A 16,053-nucleotide genomic window follows, 5' to 3' on the forward strand; every position below is an offset into this window, starting at 1 on the left:
TCGCTGGGCGGCGTCGGCGCTCCGCCACGTCCAAGGCTACGCGGCGGTAACATGACCCCGAACCGGGCCGCTATCCTTCAGTCTGCGCCGTCGGCGGTCAGGAGACGCTACAGACTGCGCATGATAGCGGTGAAGGGGAGGGGCCGACATGGCCGCAGAGCAGTCGTTCGACGTCTACCGGTTGCCCGAGGAACACGAGGCGATCCGGGAGGCGGTCCGTGAGGTCTGTGCGGCCAAGGTGGCGCCGCACGCCGCCGAGGCGGACGAGACCGGCGAGTTCCCGAAGGCGTCATACGACGCGCTGCGGGCCGCCGACTTCCACGCACCGCACGTCCCCGTCGAGTACGGCGGCGCGGGCGCGGACGCCCTGGCCACGGCCATCGTGATCGAGGAGGTGGCGCGGGCCTGCGCCTCGTCCTCGCTGATCCCGGCGGTCAACAAGCTCGGCACCATGCCGCTGCTGCTGGCCGGTTCCGAGGAGCTCAAGCAGCGCTACCTGACCCCGGTGGCGGCGGGCGAGGCGATGTTCTCGTACTGCCTCTCCGAGCCGGAGGCCGGCAGCGACGCGGCGTCGATGACCACCCGCGCGGTGCGTGACGGCGATCACTGGGTGCTCAACGGCGTGAAGCGCTGGATCACCAACGCCGGGGTGTCGGAGTTCTACACCGTCTTCGCGGTCACCGATCCGTCGGCCCGCTCCCGGGGCATCTCCGCCTTCGTGGTCGAGAAGTCCGACGCCGGGGTCAGCTTCGGCGCACCGGAGAAGAAGCTCGGCGTCAAGGGCTCGCCGACCCGCGAGGTCTACCTGGACAACGTCCGGATCCCCGCGGACCGCATGATCGGCGCCGAGGGCACCGGCTTCGGCACCGCGATGAAGACCCTGGACCACACCCGGGTCACCATCGCCGCGCAGGCCATCGGCATCGCCCAGGGCGCGCTCGACTACGCCAAGGGGTACGTCCAGGAGCGCAAGCAGTTCGGCAAGGCGGTCGCCGAGTTCCAGGGCGTGCAGTTCATGCTCGCCGACATGGGTATGAAGCTGGAGGCGGCCCGGCAGTTGACGTACGCCGCGGCCGGCAAGTCCGAGCGGGGCGACGCCGACCTGACCTACTTCGGCGCGGCGGCCAAGTGCTTCGCCTCGGACGCGGCCATGGAGATCACCACCGACGCCGTGCAGCTGCTCGGCGGCTACGGCTACACGCGGGACTACCCGGTCGAGCGGATGATGCGGGACGCCAAGATCACGCAGATCTACGAGGGCACCAACCAGGTGCAGCGCATCGTGATGGCCCGTCAGCTCCTGAAGGGCCTGGCCTAGCGGGTCAGTACACCTAGCGGAGCTTCCACAGCGTGTAGCGGAACTCGACCCGGGCCGAGGCGGCGGACGGGGATCGCTGCACGGTGAGCATTGCCAGGTTCTCCTCCTGGGTGCGTACGCACACGTCGCGGCCCTGGCTGAGCAGCTCGCGCAGGTTGGTGTAGAGGCCGTCGACGTACTCCTCGGAGGCGAGGCAGCGGTCGACGGCGGCCTCGCCGGGCGTGTCGAGCACCGCCACCCGGGCCGGCCCCAGCGCGATCAGGCGGCTGGCGTCGTGGGAGAGGGCGAGGTCCATGCCCGGTAGGTTGCCCACGCCGTCGATGTCGTAGTCGGCGGTGTCCCCGGTCTCCAGGTCCAGGGTGCGCCAGTCCGCCAGCCGGACGCCGCTCCCGCTGCGGGCCGGCGCCCAGGTGCCGGTGCTCGTGTCGACCGGTTCGTCGGGTCCGTCGCCGCGCCGCACGACGGTGCTGACGCCCAGGTAGAGCAGGATCGCCACCGCAGCCACGGCCGCGGCGGAGAGGAACTGCGGGAGCCGGCGGGCGCGCTCCGGCCGCGAGGTGCCGGGGGCGCGCGCCGTGGACAGCGCCTGCTCGGTGGACGGGGCCCGCTCGGTGGACGCCGGGGCAGTGGTCCGCGTGTCTCCCTGGCCGTCGGCGACCCGGGGCGTACCGCCGACGGCCCGCGCCAGTGCCACCGCGAAGCCGGCGGCGTTCGCGGCGGCCCGGTGCTGCCAGCCCGCCGTGTCGGCGCGGCGCTTGCCGCCGTCGGCGGCGTCGCTGACGCCGCGGATCGTGATGACCTGGTGGAAGTCCGAGCGGTGGGCGGCCTCGGCCACGCCGGCGCTCTCCATGTCGATGGCGGTCGCGTCGCTGTAGTGCCGGGCGATCAGCCGGGCGACCGGGGCCTCCCGCGAGTCGAGCACCACGTCGCCGGAGACGATCGGCTTGAAGTGCACCCGGGGTGCGGGCGCGTCGCCGCACCACCCGCCGTCCCGGGCCACGGCGCGGGCGAGCTGTTCCAGGCCGTGCGAGACCGGCCAGCCCCGTGGCCGGGGCCGGAACCGCCTGGCCTCCTGCCGGCCGCCCTGGTAGGCATGGATCCGGGTGGCGACGACCACGTCGCCGAGCACCGCGTCGGAGGTGAGCCCACCGGCGACGCCGACGAGCAGGAGCGCCCGGGGCCGGAACCCGCGGATCGCCCGGCCGGCGAGCGCGGCCGCCGCGAGGTTTCCCTCGCCGACCAGCGCCAGCGCGACTGTCGTACGCGGCGCGGGGCCCCGTCCGGGCAGGTCGCCGAGGGTGTAGTGGGTGCCGTCGGAGTCGACGCGCGGCCGGGCGTCAACCAGGTGGGCGAGGAGCGCGTCGTGTTCGAGGCCGAGGGCCGTGAGGAACACCACGTCCACGCCGTGCCCGCCGGGGGAGTCGGGGCGCGACGGCATGACCCTGAAGATACAAGCTAGTCGCTGTCTGTGGTGATCCTCGCCCGGAGCATCGGCGGGTAGAGGGCCGTCGCGGGGCCACGCCGGTACACCGCCGCCGGTCGACCCGTCGCTGGCTGCCGCTTCTGGCCGGTCGGCACGACGAAGCCCTCGGTGCCGGTGACCTTCCGGTTGAAGTTGCGCGGGTCGAGGGGCATCCCCCACACCGTCTCGTAGACCCGGCGCAGCTCGCCGATTGTGAAGGTCTCCCCGCACAGGGCAGTGGCCAGGGTCGTGTACTCCAGCTTGCCGCGGACCCGTTCGAGCCCCGCCCGGAGGATCTCGTCGTGGTCGAAGGCGAGCTGTGCCGGCGTGACCGTGACCACGTCGACCGGTTCCCACCGGGCGTGCCGGGCGTCGGTGCCGGCGACCGGTGCCGGCAGGCTGGGCGCGATGGCCAGGTAGGCGACGGTGACCACCCGGCCGCGCGGGTCCCGGTCCGGCTCGCTGTAGGTGCCGAGCTGTTCGAGGTGCAGGCGGTCCGCGTCCAGGCCGGTCTCCTCCAGCAGCTCCCGTCTGGCGGCGTCGCGCAGGCTCTCCCGGTCGCGCAGGAAGCCGCCGGGTAGCGCCAGCCGCCCCCGGTGCGGCTCGTTTCCCCGCTCCACCAGCAGGACGTGCAGGGCGCCGTGGCGAACGGTCATGATCACCAGGTCGACGGTGATCTGGAGGGTCGCGTGCCGACGGTCGACGCGGGGCGCGATGTCCGGGCCGGCGGGTGCCATGGCCGCAGCCTAGCAAGAAAATGTCAGATTGACGCGAACTGTCGCCTCGCTTATCGTCGGTCTGACATGAAGTCACCCTTCGGTGAGCGGAGGCGGACGTGGAGATCCGGCTGCTCGGCCCGGTGGAGGCGTGCTGCGGCGGCGTCCGGCTCGAACTCGGGCCCCGCCAACAGCGTTTCCTGCTCGCGGTGCTCGCCCTGGAGACGAACCGGCTGGTCCCGACGGACCGGCTGATCGACCTCACCTGGCCCGCCGGGCCGCCGCGAACCGCCCGGCACGCGGTGCAGGTGAGCGTCTCCCGCCTGCGCGCGGCCCCGACCGGCGGATCGGTCGAGGTGCTGAGCCGCGCGGACGGCTACCTGCTCGCCGCGCACCCGCACCTCGTCGACGCCCACCTGTTCCGGGCCCTGGTGCGGCAGGCGCACACCACCCCCGGCGGCGAGGCCCGGGCCCGGCTCCTGCGCCGGGCGCTGTCGCTGTGGCGGGGCCCGGCGCTGGCCGGAACGGGGCCGCCGGAGACGGTCGACGGGCTGGTGCGCGGGCTGACCGAGGAACGGCTGACCGCCCAGGAGGAACGCATGGACGCGGAGCTGGACGCCGGCAACCACATCCAGGTGCTGGGTGGCCTGCTGGAACTGGTGGCACGACACCCGTACCGGCAGCGCTTCGTGGCGCAACTGATGATCGCCCAGCACCGATGCGGGCTCACGGCGGACGCGCTGGCCACGTACCGGCGGACCCGGTCGGCGCTGGCGCGCGAGATGGGGCTCGACCCCGGTGTCCGGCTGCGCCGGCTCGAACAGGCCATCCTGCGCGGCGACCCGGAACTGGAACCCGCCACCCGCACAGCCGCCGTGCGGTAGGCCCTTCCTTACACCACCGCCCCCAACTCGTCGCGCTGGTACAGCCGGCGCGCCTCGGCCCGCCGCAGCTTGCCCGAGGTGGTCTTCGGCAGCCGACGCGGCGGCACGGCGCACACGTCCGCCGGGGTGACGCCGACCCGGTCGACGACGGCGGCCCGCACCGCGTGGCACAGCACCTCCGGCCGGGCGTCCGTGGTCTCCACCGCCACGACCAGGCGCTCGCCGCCCGGGGACGGTACGCCGAACGCGGCCACCCCGCCGGCCCGGACACCCGGCACCACCGCCGCCGCGGCCTCCACGTCGGCGGGATGGACGTTGCGTCCGGCCACGATGACCAGGTCCTTCTCCCGCCCACAGACCACCAGCTCGCCGTCGACGAGATAGCCCAGGTCACCGGTGCGCAGCCAGTCGCCGGGAGCCGCCGCCGGCTCACCCCAGTACCGCCCGACCACCGACGGCCCGGCGACCTCGACGTGGCCCACCCGGCGCTCGCCGAGCTCGGCGCCCGTACGCCGGTCCACGATCCGCACCGACGCCCCCGGAACCGGGCGGCCGAGGCGGACCAGCGCCCGCTGCCGGCCGCCCCCGGGCGCGGGCACGGCGACTCCCTGCTCCGCCAGCACGTCCGGATCCACCCGGTCCACCCGCAGCCCTCGCCCCCGGGGCGGGCAGGTCACGGCGAGGGTGGACTCGGCCAGCCCGTAAGCGGGCGTGAACACGCGCGGATCGAGACCGTGCAGCGCGGCCTCGTCCAGGAACGCGGCCACGGTCGACGCGTCGACCGGTTCGCCCCCCGACACCAGGTGCCGCAGCGAACCGAGATCCGTCTCCGGCGACCGGCGCAGCAGCCGGGTCAGTAGTCCGTACGCGAAGTTCGGTCCGCCGGACCAGGTCGGCCGGTAGGTCCGTACGGCGGCCAGCCACACCGCCGGCTGGCGGACGAACGCCGCCGGTGAGATCAGCACCGCGGCGCAGCCACACGTCATCGTCATCGTCAGCGCGCCGACCAGACCCATGTCGTGGTAGAGCGGCAACCAGCTCAGCAGCGGCCCCGGGTGGTCCCGCTCGTGGCCGGTGGCGTGCCGGATGGCCGTCAGGTTGGCCGCCAGGTGCGCGTGGCTGACGGGCACGCCGCGCGGCTGCCGGGTGGAGCCGCTCGTGTACTGCACGACGGCCAGATCGGCGGGGTCCGGACGGGTCACGGCCGCCGGTGCCGCGTCGGCCGCCCGGCGGATCAGGGTCGCCAGCGAGACCAGCGGCGTACCGGGTGGGACGGCTCCGGGAGGCAGCTCGTCGGCGGCCACCACGAGATGGAACCCGGCGTCCGCCGCCACGGCCCGGGTCAGCTCGTGCCGGCCGGGCCCGCCCCTCGGTGGCAGGGGCAGCACGGTCACCGCGCCGCCGATCAGCCACACCGCCTGGAGCGCCGCGACCAGCTCGACCCCGGTGTCCGCCAGCAGTCCCACCCGGCAGCCCGCGCCCAGCCCGTCCCGGCGCAGCACCCCGGCGATCCGGCGAGCCGACAGGTGCACCTCCGCCCAGGTCCGCCGCGTCGTCTCCCCGTTCGCGGCGAGCACGGTCAGGGTGCCGTCGCCGGGGCGGTCCACGATCGAGTCGACCACAGTCCTCATGCCCCGCACGCTGCCCGAGGCCGGTCAGCGGCGGATCAGAGGCGGCTCTGACAGTGGTGTGAGGCGGCGCTGACCGGCCGGGGCCAGCGTCTGCGGTGCACTCCGGGAGAAGGGACGCAGCAGATGACGGTCGACACCCTCGTTACCAACCGCCGGGAGGCGTACCGCGAACAGCTCGCTGACCTGCTCGACCGCGACGTCGCGGAACTCGCCGACGGCGCCCGACTGGCCGACCAGCTGCACCTCGACAGCCTGGCGATGATGAGCCTGCTGGCCTGGCTCGACGAACACGGCGTGGCGCTCGACGCCGGCCACCCGCCGGCCAGCGTGGGGGACGTGCTCACCCTGGTCGAGCGGGCCACCGGCTTTCCCGGCCTGTCGATCCAGGTCGTTGACGCGCGGGCGGCCGCCGCTGTCGGCGCGACGGCACCGGGACCGCCGCGCCCGCGACCGGCGGCCGACCCGCTGGTGCCGGTGCTCGCGGACCGGCTCGTCCGGCTGACCGCTGTCGTACCCGACGACATCGGCTTCCTCTACTCGCTGGCGACGACGCCGGAGACCTGCTTCCGGTGGCGTTACCGGGGCGCGCCGCCGTCGCTCGACCGGTTCGTCGAGGACCTGTGGCGGCAGGTGCTCGTGCAGTTCGTCGCGCGCCGCGCCGAGGACGGCCAGCCGATCGGCCAGGTCGTCGCCTACGCCGCCGACCCGGCCATGCGTCACCTCTACGTCGGTGCCGTCTTCCACCCGGGGCACACCGGGGCGGGGCTGGCCGCCCGGTCAGTCGAGCGTTTCGTGCGCTACCTGTTCCACACGTTCCCGCTGCACAAGATCTATTTCGAGGTTCCCGGCTTCAACTGGCCTCAGGTGAGCAGCGGCCAGGACCGGTTCTTCCGGGTGGAGGGCATGCTGCGCGACCACGACTACCACGCGGGCCGTCACTGGGACCAGTACCTCTGCGCCGTCTACCGCGACGAGCCCGGCGCCCCGGGCTCGTGACCGTGTCACCGGCAACACCGCACCACGCATAGCCCGGCACCATCCGTCAACAGATCGGAGCCCACCATGCACACCCAGTCCCGCCGTCGGACCCTGCTCGCCCTGGCCGGGGCGACCACCGGCCTCGCCGCCCTGCTCGCCCCGACGGCCGCGCACGCCGCACCCGCCCCCGAGCCGGTCGCCCCCGAGCGGACCGCGCCCGAGCGGGTCGCCCCGCAGCCCGGAGCGGCCGACGGTGACCTGGTGGCCACCGCCGCCGTCTGCCAGAGCTGGACGGACTACGTCACCGGGCCCGGCACCCCGTTCAACGTCGCCATCCCGAGCACCACCCGCAACGGCAACCAGCCGGGCTGCATCCTGGCCCAGGGCCACTCCACCGACGGCGTCTACAAACTCCAGGACGCGTTGATCCGCTGCTACGGCCAGAGCATCGGCAAGGACGGCATCTACGGCGCGCAGACCGCCGCAGCCGTACGGAACGCGCAGCGCATCCACGGGCTCAGCGCGGACGGCGTCTACGGGCCGAACACCCGGGCCGCGATGATCTGGCCGAAGTACTACAACGGGAACTTCAACCACTGCTGACGGGGGTAGGCCTCGGGCCCCCGCCCCGCCAGGGCGGGGGCCCGAGGTCCGTGCGGTCAACGCAGGTCGGTGGTGGTCTCCTCCGGTCGGTTGGTGCCACGCGGCGGCGCCGACCACGGCGATTCGCCAGCGGTGCGGCGCGGCAGCGGCTCCGTCGGCGTCGGGTCCGGGTAGCCGAGGCTCGGCGGGGCGGTGTCCCGGTCGGTCGGCTCGGCCGGCGGCCAGTCCGTCAGCGTGAAGTCGTTGCGCTCCGGCCCCTCGGCGGGCGCCGGCGTCGGCTCGACCGCCGGTCGGGGCCAGCGCCGCCAGCGCTGCCCGCTGAAGGTGGCCACGACCAGCAGCAGGCCGATCAGGAAGAGCGTGCCGTTCTCCACCGGCAGGTGCAGCGGCAGGGGGTCGCCGAAGACCTTCCAGCCGTCCGGGATGCGGTCCCGCACCTCGAAGGGCGCGACGAACATCGCCACGTACGGGGTGGCGAGCAGCAGCCCGGCCACGAGCGGGCCGAGCGGTGACGTGCGCAGCGTGCCGAGCAGGCCGAGCAGGACCCCGCCGACGGCGAGGTAGACGGCGGGCTCGATGAGATTGGCCGAGTTCGACGTGCCGATCTCGACCCAACGGTCGACGGTGCCCGCCGACCCGTCCTGCCCGAGGGTGACCAGCACCCACGTGACGGGCGCCACCACCAACCCCGCGAGGAAGCTCCAGAGATGTCGCATCCGCGCACCGTACCGTTTCCGACATGACCGAGCACCCCTCCACCGCGCCGGCCGGCAAGCCGACCTCCTACTCCCGGGTCACCCTGAGCCGGATCATGACCGCGGTCGACGTCAACCTCTACGGCACCGTGCACGGCGGGGTGCTCATGAAGTTCATCGACGACGTGGCGGGGGCCGCCGCGGCCCGGCACAGCGGCGGTACGGCGGTCACCGCGGCGATCGACGAGATCGTCTTCACCGAGGCGGTCCGGGTCGGTGACCTGCTGCACGCGCACGCCCAGGTGAACTGGACGGGGCAGACCTCGATGGAGGTCGGCGTCCGGGTGGTGGCCGAGCGGTGGGACTCGGCCGAGGACGAGCCGGTGCGGGTGGCCACGGCGTACCTCGTCTTCGTGGGCGTCGACCTCGGCGGCGCGCCACGGGCGGTCCGGCCGGTGCTGCCGGAGGGCCCGGAGGACGAGCGCCGGTTCCGGGAGGCGGAGATCCGCCGCGCCCACCGGCTGGCCCGCCGTCGCGCCATCCAGGCCCACCGCGCCGGCTGACCGGGTGTCAGGAAGGGCACCTTCCGCTACGAAAAACGTCAGGAAGGTGCCCTTCCTGACGCGGCACACACAGCACGGCGGTAGGGCATGTGGGCTCGGCACGTGCGCCGACGGAGGTCGGGTGCGGAGAATGGCGCTCTGAGGTAGGGCAAGATGGCGCCACGGCCCACTTCACAGTGTCGTGCGGGGCCAGGGAAGGGTGGAGCTGTGGGTGACGTGCTGTGGACGCCGCCGGCGGACGTACGCGAGCGGTCCCGGATCGGAAGCTACCTGCGCTGGCTGCGTGAGCACCGGGGGCTGGACTTCGCCGACTACGACGAGTTGTGGCGCTGGTCGGTCACGGACCTGGACGCGTTCTGGCGGTCGGTCTGGGACCACTTCGAGGTGGTCGCGCACACCCCGCCGACCGCCACGCTGAGCGGCCGGGGGATGCCCGGGACCAGGTGGTTCCCCGGCGCCACCCTCAACTACGCCGAGAACGTGCTGCGGATGCCGGGCCTGGCCGACGACGACCCGGTGGTCATCGCGCACGGCCAGACGCGGGCGCCGGTCACCCTCACCGCCGCCGAGCTGCGCGAGCAGGTCCGCCGGGTGGCCGCCGGGCTGCGCCGGCTCGGCGTCACCGCCGGCGACCGGGTCGCCGCCTACGCGCCCAACATCCCCGAGACGTACGTGCTGCTGCTCGCCACGAGCAGCCTGGGCGCGATCTTCTCCTCCTGCGCGCCGGAGTTCGGCACCCGCAGCGTCACCGACCGGTGGCAGCAGATCGAGCCGAAGGTCCTCGTCGCGGTGGACGGCTACCGCTACGGCGACAAGCCGGTCGACCGGCGCGGCGAGGTGGCCGCGATCCGGGCCGCCCTGCCGTCGGTGAAGCACACCGTCGGCATCGCCTACCTCGACCCGGCCGGGGACCCGGCCACCGCGCCGTCCGGCGACGCTCCGGACCGGCCGGCGGGCGCGTTCGAGGGCGCGCTGGCCTGGTCGGAGCTGGCCGCCGACACCGACGAGCCGCTGACCTTCACGCCGGTCCCCTTCGACCACCCGCTCTACGTGCTCTACTCCTCCGGCACCACGGGGCTGCCGAAGCCGATCGTGCACGGCCACGGCGGCATCCTGCTGGAGCACCTGAAGATGCTCGCCCTGCACCACGACCTGGGCCCGGCGGACCGGTTCTTCTGGTTCACCACCACCGGCTGGATGATGTGGAACTTCCTGGTCTCCGGGCCGGCGGTGGGTGCGGCGATCGTGCTCTTCGACGGCAACCCGGGCCACCCCGACCTGGGCGCCCTGTGGCGGCTGGCCGGGGAGACCGGCACCACGTACTTCGGCACGTCCGCGCCGTTCCTGCTGGCCTGCCGCAAGGCCGGGCTGGTGCCGAAGGAGACCGCCGACCTCTCCGCGCTGCGCGGGGTCGGCTCGACCGGCGCGCCGCTGCCCGCCGAGGGCTTCACCTGGGTGTACGAGACGGTCGGCGACGACCTCCAACTCCAGTCGCTCTCCGGCGGCACGGACGTCTGCACCGGCTTCGTCGGCGGCGTGCCGCTGCTGGCGGTGCACGCGGGTGAGATCACCTGCCGGGCGCTCGGCGCCAAGGTGGAGGCCCGTTCGGCCGACGGCACGCCAGTCGTCGGCGAGCTGGGCGAGCTGGTGATCACCGAGCCGATGCCGAGCATGCCGGTCGGCTTCTGGAACGACGCGGACGGCACCCGCTACCGCGAGGCGTACTTCGACCTCTACCCGGGCGTCTGGCGGCACGGCGACTGGATCACCATCAACGACCGGGGCGGCTGCGTGATCACGGGCCGCTCCGACGCCACCCTGAACCGGGGCGGCGTGCGGCTCGGCACCGCCGAGTTCTACTCGGTGGTCGAGGGGCTCGACGAGGTCGTCGACTCGGTGGTCGTGCACCTGGAGGACGACGAGGGCGGCGCCGGTGAGCTGCTGCTGTTCGTGGTGCTCGCCGAGGGCCTGGAGCTGGACGACGCGATGCGGAAGAAGATCTGCCGCGAGCTGCGTACGGCGCTGTCGCCCCGGCACGTCCCGGACGAGATCCACCAGGTGCGGGCCGTGCCGCGCACCCTGTCGGCCAAGAAGCTGGAGGTGCCGGTGAAGAAGATCCTCACGGGCACCCCGGTGGACTCGGCGGCGGCCAGGGGCGCCCTGGCCAACCCGGAGTCCCTCACGGCCTTCGCCACCCTCGCCCAGACCCGCACCCCCCGCCCCTGACCCGCACCCCTCCCACCCACTCCTCCCGCCCCTGACCGGCCGCGCGTGGCCGTCAGGGGAGGGGGCGGGTCACCCGTTCCGTGGTGGTGCGGGTGGGGAGGGTGGACGGGTCCAGGTTGGCGCAGAGGACCGTGGTGGCGGTGGCCGTCAACGGGGCGAGCAGCCAGTCGACCGGATCGGGATACCTCCCCGTGTCGATCAGGACCCGGTCGCCGGACGCGATGCCCAGTTCCGTGGCGCGGGCGGTCGCGCGGCCCAGCAGCGCCGCCTCGCCCGGGCCGCCGGGGGCGTACGGGCTGAAGTGGTCGCCGTGGGCGCGTACCTCCGACACGTAGTCGGCGAAGCCGGGCGGCACCTGGCGCATCGGCAGGGCGAACGGGTCGAGGGCGAGGACGTACCGCTCGCCCGCCGACCAGGCGTCCGCCTCGGCCACCCGGGTCGCGGCGGTGAAGAGCACGTCCACGTCGCCCGGCGTGTCGGCGACGGTCAGCCCCGCCGACCAGCAGCCGAGCAGCACCGCGGCGGTCTGCCAGTGCGGGGGCAGCGACACCCCGGCGACGTCGCCGGGGCCCACGGCCACCTCGTCGACGAGCAGGTTGGCCGTCTTGGCCACCCAGTTCGCCAGCGTGGCTCCGGAGAGCTCGGTCCGTTCGCCCGTGGCGTCGTCGTACCAGGTCAGCAGCGGTCGGGTCGGGTCGGTCGCGATCGCGTCGGCGAAGACCCGGGCAATGTTGTCGGCCATCGGCGCGAACGATACGCCCCCGGTGGCCGTAGTCGATGACAGCGAGAAGTCGGCGTACCGTCGGGTCGCAGTCAGCGTCCGCGCCGGGCTCCGGCGTAGGCTTGCCGGAGTGTTGTTCCCCACAGTTCCGTCAGTTCAAGGAGTCGCCCCGTGACCGCCGGCCGCCCGCCCCGCGTGCTCATCGACGCCACGAGTGTCCCCGTCGACCGTGGTGGTGTCGGTCGATACGTCGACGGCCTGCTCGGCGCCCTCGGCAAGGTGTGCGGATCGGGGGTGGAGTTGGCCGTCGTCTGCCTGCGTACCGACCTGGAGCGCTACACTCGGATGCTGCCCGGTGCGGAGATCGTCCCGGCCCCGGCGGCCGTCGCGCACCGCCCCGCCCGGCTCGCCTGGGAGCAGACCGGCCTGCCGCTGCTCGCCCAGCAGGTGGGCGCGCAGGTGCTGCACTCGCCCTTCTACACCTGTCCGCTGCGCGCCGGCTGCCCCGTCACGGTGACCGTGCACGACGCGACGTTCTTCACCGAGCCGGAGCACTACGACAAGTCGCGGCGCACCTTCTTCCGCAGCGCGATCAAGACGTCGCTGCGCCGCGCCAACCGGGTGATCGTGCCGAGCAAGGCCACCCGGGACGAGCTGATCCGGCTGCTCGACGCGGACCCCACCCGGATCGACGTGGCCTACCACGGCGTCGACCACGCGGCCTTCCACGCGCCCAGCGACGAGGAGAAGGCCCGGGTCCGGGCCCGGCTGGGGCTCGGCGGCACCAATTACGTGGCCTTCCTCGGGGCCAAGGAGCCGCGCAAGAACGTGCCGAACCTGATCCGCGGCTGGGCCCGCGCGGTGGCCGAGCGGGCGGATCCGCCGGCCCTGGTGATCGCCGGCGGCCAGGGGCACGACGACGACATCGACCGTGCGGTGGCGGAGGTCCCGTCGCACCTGCGGCTGCTCCGCCCCGGCTATCTCCGCTACGCGGACCTGCCCGGCTTCCTCGGCGGGGCGCTGGTGGCCGCCTACCCGTCCTACGGGGAGGGTTTCGGCCTGCCGATCCTGGAGGCGATGGCGTGCGCCGCCCCGGTGCTCACCACGCCCCGGCTGTCGCTGCCGGAGGTGGGCGGCGACGCGGTCGCGTACACCAGCGAGGCGCCCGACCAGATCGCCACGGACCTGGCCGCGCTGCTCGACGACGAGCAGCGGCGGTTGTCCCTGGCCAAGGCCGGGTTCGACCGGGCCAAGGAGTTCACCTGGGAGTCCAGCGCCGAGGTGCACATCGCCGCCTGGAGCCGGGCCCGGGCCTGACCGCCCTGGCGGGCGGCGCGAGAATGCGTCCCCGGTCAGGCGAATCGGGCATGATGTGCGGGTGATCTACGCCGTGATCCCGGCGGGTGGCAGTGGCACGAGATTGTGGCCACTGTCCCGCGCCGGCCATCCCAAGTTCCTCCACCCGCTGACCGGCTCCGCCGCCTCGCTGCTCCAGGCGACGGTGGACCGGCTGGGTCCGCTGACCACCGCCGAACGCACCCTGGTGGTCACCGGGACCGCGCACGTGACGGCGGTGGCGCGCCAGCTCGCCGGGCTGCCGGAAGAGAACATCCTGGTCGAGCCCTCGCCCCGGGACTCGTGCGCGGCGATCGCCCTGGCCGCCGCGGTCATCGCGCGGCGCGACCCGGAGGCGGTGATGGGTTCCTTCGCCGCGGACCACCTGATCGGTGACCCGGAGCGCTGGCGGGAGGTCGTCCGGGAGGCGGTACGCGGCGCCGAGCAGGGCCTGCTGATGACGGTCGGCATCACCCCGACCCGGGCCGAGACCGGCTACGGCTACCTCCAGACCGGCGACCCGGTCGACGGTGGCCCGCTGCGGCCGGTGGCCGAGTTCAAGGAGAAGCCGAGCGCCGAGGTGGCCGAGGCGTACCTCCGCTCCGGGCGGCACCTCTGGAACGCCAGCATGTTCGTCTGGCGGGTCGACGTGTTCCTCGCCGAGCTGGCCCGCCAGCAGCCCGCCCTGCACGCCGGGATCGTTGCGATCGCCGAGGCGTGGGGCACCGAGGAGCAGGACGACGTGCTCGGCACGGTCTGGCCGACGCTGCCGAAGATCTCCGTCGACTACGCGGTGATGGAGGGCGCGGCGACCGCCGGCCGGGTGGCGACCGTGCCGGGCGACTTCGGCTGGAACGACGTCGGCGACTTCCACACCCTGGGCGAGGTGCTGCCCGCCGACGCGGACGGCAACGTGGTGCTCGGTGCCGACGCCAAGCCGGGGGTGCTGCTGCGGGACAGCGCCGGACTGGTGGTGGTGCCCCACTCCGGGCGGCTGGTGGCTGCCGTCGGCGTGCGCGACCTGGTCATCGTCGACACCCCGGACGCGCTGCTGGTCTGCCCCCGCGACCGGGCGCAGGACGTGAAGAAGGTCGTCGACGAGCTCAAGGAACGGGGCGAAGAGGGGCTCGTCTGAGCGTCGCCAGGGCTGGGGCGACCAGGTGCGCCGTCCCGCCGGCCAGCGGCTCCGGCAGCCGGTCCGGCGGGAACCAGCCCAGCGCCTCGGACTCCTCGCTGACCCGCTCCACGGCCCCGGCCGGGGCGAGCACGGCGAAGCGCACGTCGTAATGCAGCGAGCCGCCCTGGCAGCTCACGGGGTGGATGTCGACGTCGATCGGGACGGGGTCGATCCGCAGGCCGGCGATGCCGGACTCCTCGCCGGCCTCGCGCAGGGCGGCGGCGGCGAGGGTCCGGTCGGCCGGCTCGCAGTGGCCGCCGAGCTGCACCCACCGCCGGAACTTGCCGTGCAGGCAGAGCAGCACCCGCGACCCGGTGGCGTCGAGCACCAGCGCGCTCGCCGTGACGTGCCCGGGCCGGTGCGCCCGGCTCATCGCCACCGGCCCGGCGGCCAGCAGCGCGACCGTACGGTCGCGGGCTTCGGCGGCGGCCGGGCCGGTCGGCTCCCACCGGCTCAGCGTCGCGACGGCGTCGGCGTGCAGGGCCGCGTACACCTCGGCGTGCCGCGCCTCGTCCGGCTCGGCGGGCGCGGCCGCGTGCGGCTCCGCGTCCGACGGTCGGGAGGCGGCGGTGGGGAAGTCGGCCATGTCGACACTGTACGAGCCGACGCTTCGTACCCTGGCGCGGTGACCCTGCGACTGTTGGAGTTCGTCGTGGCCGGCAACGAGGCCAGCGACCTGCTGCCGGTTCGCTCCGTGCCGCTGCTGCGGGCGCACGGTGCCCGGCGGGGCTTCTGGACCGTGCTCGACGAGGGGCCGGTGGAGCACTGCCTGGCCCTGCTGCTGGAGCTGGACGACGGCCGCTGGGTCGCCCACCACGTGGCCGCCGACGCCGGGGCCGAGAACGGCCGCACGGAGGACGGCGAGGCGCTCGCCCACCACGACGGCTGGGTGTACGTCTTCGGGTCCCACTTCGGTTCGAAGGCGGGGCCGCTGCGCCCGCGACGCGCCTTCGTGGCCCGGTTCCGCGAGGACGACGCGGCGGCGGGCCCCCTGCCGGTGCAGGTGGTCCGCAACCGGTTCCGGCTGCACCGGGCGGTCAACGACGCCCTGCTCGCGGCGGCGTTCACCCCGTTGCCGCCGGGCGAGCGGGTGCGGGCCCGGTTCATCGGGGAGACCGTCGCCCGGGGCACCGCCCGGTCGAAGGGCTGGGTCAGCCGGCTCGTCCCCGACGACCTGCCGCTGAACGTGGAGGCGGCGGCCTTCACGCCGGCCGGCGGGGTCCTGCTCGGACTGCGGTTCCCGGTCACCGCCGACGGCGAGCCGATCCTGGTCGAGCTGACCGGTGTGCCGGAGATGTTCGACCCGGCGCCCAGCTGGCCACGGGCGGCAGGGGCGTACGTCCTGACGGGGGTGACGCCGCCCGGCGCGCTGGCCGGCTTCCGGGCGATCACGCCCACGGACGACGGCGGCTACGCGGCGATCGTCGGGTCGATCGACGCGCTGGGCAAGGGTTCGGTGCTGCTCGACGACCATCCGGCCGGCGGCGAGGTCACCTCCCGGCACGTGCGGTTTCCCGCACCCGGCGACAAGCATCTGGTCCCCGGCGAGCTGGTGGCGGACCTGGCGCCGTTCCACCACGTGGAGGGGGTGGCCGAGTGGGACGGGCAGAGCTTCTACGTCACCGACGAGGACCATCGGGTGGCGCTCTGGGTCGCCTGAGCTGTGGTGGACCGGCGGCCGGACGACACCTCCGCGGAACACGGCCGCAGACCCTCGTGGTGCCGCCCGGTCGCCGGTCTCTCC

Annotated in this window: 15 protein-coding genes; 9 read left to right on the forward strand and 6 right to left on the reverse strand. The window is 74.1% G+C overall.

The features are described 5' to 3' along the window. The first annotated feature begins 148 nt into the window (after positions 1 to 148). On the forward strand, positions 149 to 1,318 hold the full coding sequence (locus ACGFNF_RS11875) for an acyl-CoA dehydrogenase family protein (protein WP_357576412.1): 1,170 nt from the start codon (positions 149 to 151) through the stop codon (positions 1,316 to 1,318). A gap of 13 nt (positions 1,319 to 1,331) precedes the next feature. Here ACGFNF_RS11875 and ACGFNF_RS11880 read toward each other — a convergent pair whose 3' ends face one another. Both ACGFNF_RS11880 and ACGFNF_RS11885 read right to left on the reverse strand, forming a co-directional pair. After that, positions 1,332 to 2,756: a 5'-methylthioadenosine/S-adenosylhomocysteine nucleosidase gene (locus tag ACGFNF_RS11880; protein ID WP_357576413.1), complete on the reverse strand. Its 1,425-nt coding sequence runs from the start codon at positions 2,754 to 2,756 to the stop codon at positions 1,332 to 1,334. A 17-nt stretch (positions 2,757 to 2,773) separates the two neighbouring features. After that, positions 2,774 to 3,517 (reverse strand): NUDIX domain-containing protein, encoded by a 744-nt coding sequence (locus ACGFNF_RS11885; protein WP_357576414.1) that lies wholly within the window; start codon positions 3,515 to 3,517, stop codon positions 2,774 to 2,776. A 98-nt stretch (positions 3,518 to 3,615) separates the two neighbouring features. Here ACGFNF_RS11885 and ACGFNF_RS11890 point away from each other — a divergent pair, with 98 nt between their 5' ends. Next, positions 3,616 to 4,380 carry a BTAD domain-containing putative transcriptional regulator gene (locus tag ACGFNF_RS11890; RefSeq protein WP_393167506.1) on the forward strand — a complete coding sequence of 255 codons (765 nt, stop codon included), beginning with the start codon at positions 3,616 to 3,618 and terminating at the stop codon, positions 4,378 to 4,380. An 8-nt stretch (positions 4,381 to 4,388) separates the two neighbouring features. Here the strand turns inward: ACGFNF_RS11890 and ACGFNF_RS11895 are convergent, their stop codons facing one another. Then, positions 4,389 to 6,011, reverse strand: coding sequence for an AMP-binding protein (locus ACGFNF_RS11895; RefSeq protein WP_357576416.1), 1,623 nt, complete (start codon positions 6,009 to 6,011; stop codon positions 4,389 to 4,391). Between the two features lie 123 nt (positions 6,012 to 6,134). Between ACGFNF_RS11895 and ACGFNF_RS11900 the strand changes: the two genes are divergently transcribed. Both ACGFNF_RS11900 and ACGFNF_RS11905 read left to right on the forward strand, forming a co-directional pair. Further along, entirely contained in the window at positions 6,135 to 7,007 is an 873-nt protein-coding gene (locus ACGFNF_RS11900) for a GNAT family N-acetyltransferase (RefSeq protein WP_357576417.1), read from the forward strand. 66 nt (positions 7,008 to 7,073) lie between these two features. Continuing rightward, positions 7,074 to 7,592 carry a peptidoglycan-binding domain-containing protein gene (locus ACGFNF_RS11905; RefSeq protein WP_357576418.1) on the forward strand — a complete coding sequence of 173 codons (519 nt, stop codon included), beginning with the start codon at positions 7,074 to 7,076 and terminating at the stop codon, positions 7,590 to 7,592. Positions 7,593 to 7,648: 56 nt separating this feature from the next. Here the strand turns inward: ACGFNF_RS11905 and ACGFNF_RS11910 are convergent, their stop codons facing one another. Further along, on the reverse strand, positions 7,649 to 8,308 hold the full coding sequence (locus ACGFNF_RS11910; RefSeq protein WP_357576419.1) for a hypothetical protein: 660 nt from the start codon (positions 8,306 to 8,308) through the stop codon (positions 7,649 to 7,651). 23 nt (positions 8,309 to 8,331) lie between these two features. Here ACGFNF_RS11910 and ACGFNF_RS11915 point away from each other — a divergent pair, with 23 nt between their 5' ends. Both ACGFNF_RS11915 and ACGFNF_RS11920 read left to right on the forward strand, forming a co-directional pair. Further along, a complete protein-coding gene (locus ACGFNF_RS11915) occupies positions 8,332 to 8,850 on the forward strand; it encodes an acyl-CoA thioesterase (RefSeq protein WP_132233514.1) in 519 nt (172 codons plus the stop codon). A 207-nt stretch (positions 8,851 to 9,057) separates the two neighbouring features. Continuing rightward, on the forward strand, positions 9,058 to 11,076 hold the full coding sequence (locus ACGFNF_RS11920; protein ID WP_357576420.1) for an acetoacetate--CoA ligase: 2,019 nt from the start codon (positions 9,058 to 9,060) through the stop codon (positions 11,074 to 11,076). A gap of 52 nt (positions 11,077 to 11,128) precedes the next feature. Here the strand turns inward: ACGFNF_RS11920 and ACGFNF_RS11925 are convergent, their stop codons facing one another. After that, positions 11,129 to 11,818 carry a TIGR03089 family protein gene (locus ACGFNF_RS11925; protein ID WP_357576421.1) on the reverse strand — a complete coding sequence of 230 codons (690 nt, stop codon included), beginning with the start codon at positions 11,816 to 11,818 and terminating at the stop codon, positions 11,129 to 11,131. Positions 11,819 to 11,968: 150 nt separating this feature from the next. Here ACGFNF_RS11925 and ACGFNF_RS11930 point away from each other — a divergent pair, with 150 nt between their 5' ends. Both ACGFNF_RS11930 and ACGFNF_RS11935 read left to right on the forward strand, forming a co-directional pair. After that, complete coding sequence (locus tag ACGFNF_RS11930) at positions 11,969 to 13,114, forward strand: glycosyltransferase family 1 protein (RefSeq protein WP_311414325.1); 1,146 nt, start codon at positions 11,969 to 11,971, stop codon at positions 13,112 to 13,114. Between the two features lie 61 nt (positions 13,115 to 13,175). Then, positions 13,176 to 14,267, forward strand: a complete 1,092-nt coding sequence (locus ACGFNF_RS11935) for a mannose-1-phosphate guanylyltransferase (protein ID WP_151456825.1) — start codon at positions 13,176 to 13,178, stop codon at positions 14,265 to 14,267. On the opposite strand, the gene ACGFNF_RS11940 is transcribed toward ACGFNF_RS11935, so the two are convergent. Beyond that, on the reverse strand, positions 14,236 to 14,895 hold the full coding sequence (locus tag ACGFNF_RS11940) for an NUDIX hydrolase (protein WP_357576422.1): 660 nt from the start codon (positions 14,893 to 14,895) through the stop codon (positions 14,236 to 14,238). The genes ACGFNF_RS11935 and ACGFNF_RS11940 overlap by 32 nt on opposite strands. A gap of 39 nt (positions 14,896 to 14,934) precedes the next feature. On the opposite strand from ACGFNF_RS11940, the gene ACGFNF_RS11945 reads away from it, so the two are divergent. Then, the gene (locus tag ACGFNF_RS11945) at positions 14,935 to 15,969 is read left to right on the forward strand and encodes a hypothetical protein (RefSeq protein WP_357576423.1); all 1,035 of its coding nucleotides are present in this window, start codon (positions 14,935 to 14,937) and stop codon (positions 15,967 to 15,969) included. Positions 15,970 to 16,053 lie beyond the last annotated feature (84 nt).

This window comes from Micromonospora sp. NPDC048868 (genome assembly GCF_043198195.1).
GTDB lineage: Bacteria > Actinomycetota > Actinomycetes > Mycobacteriales > Micromonosporaceae > Micromonospora > Micromonospora reichwaldensis.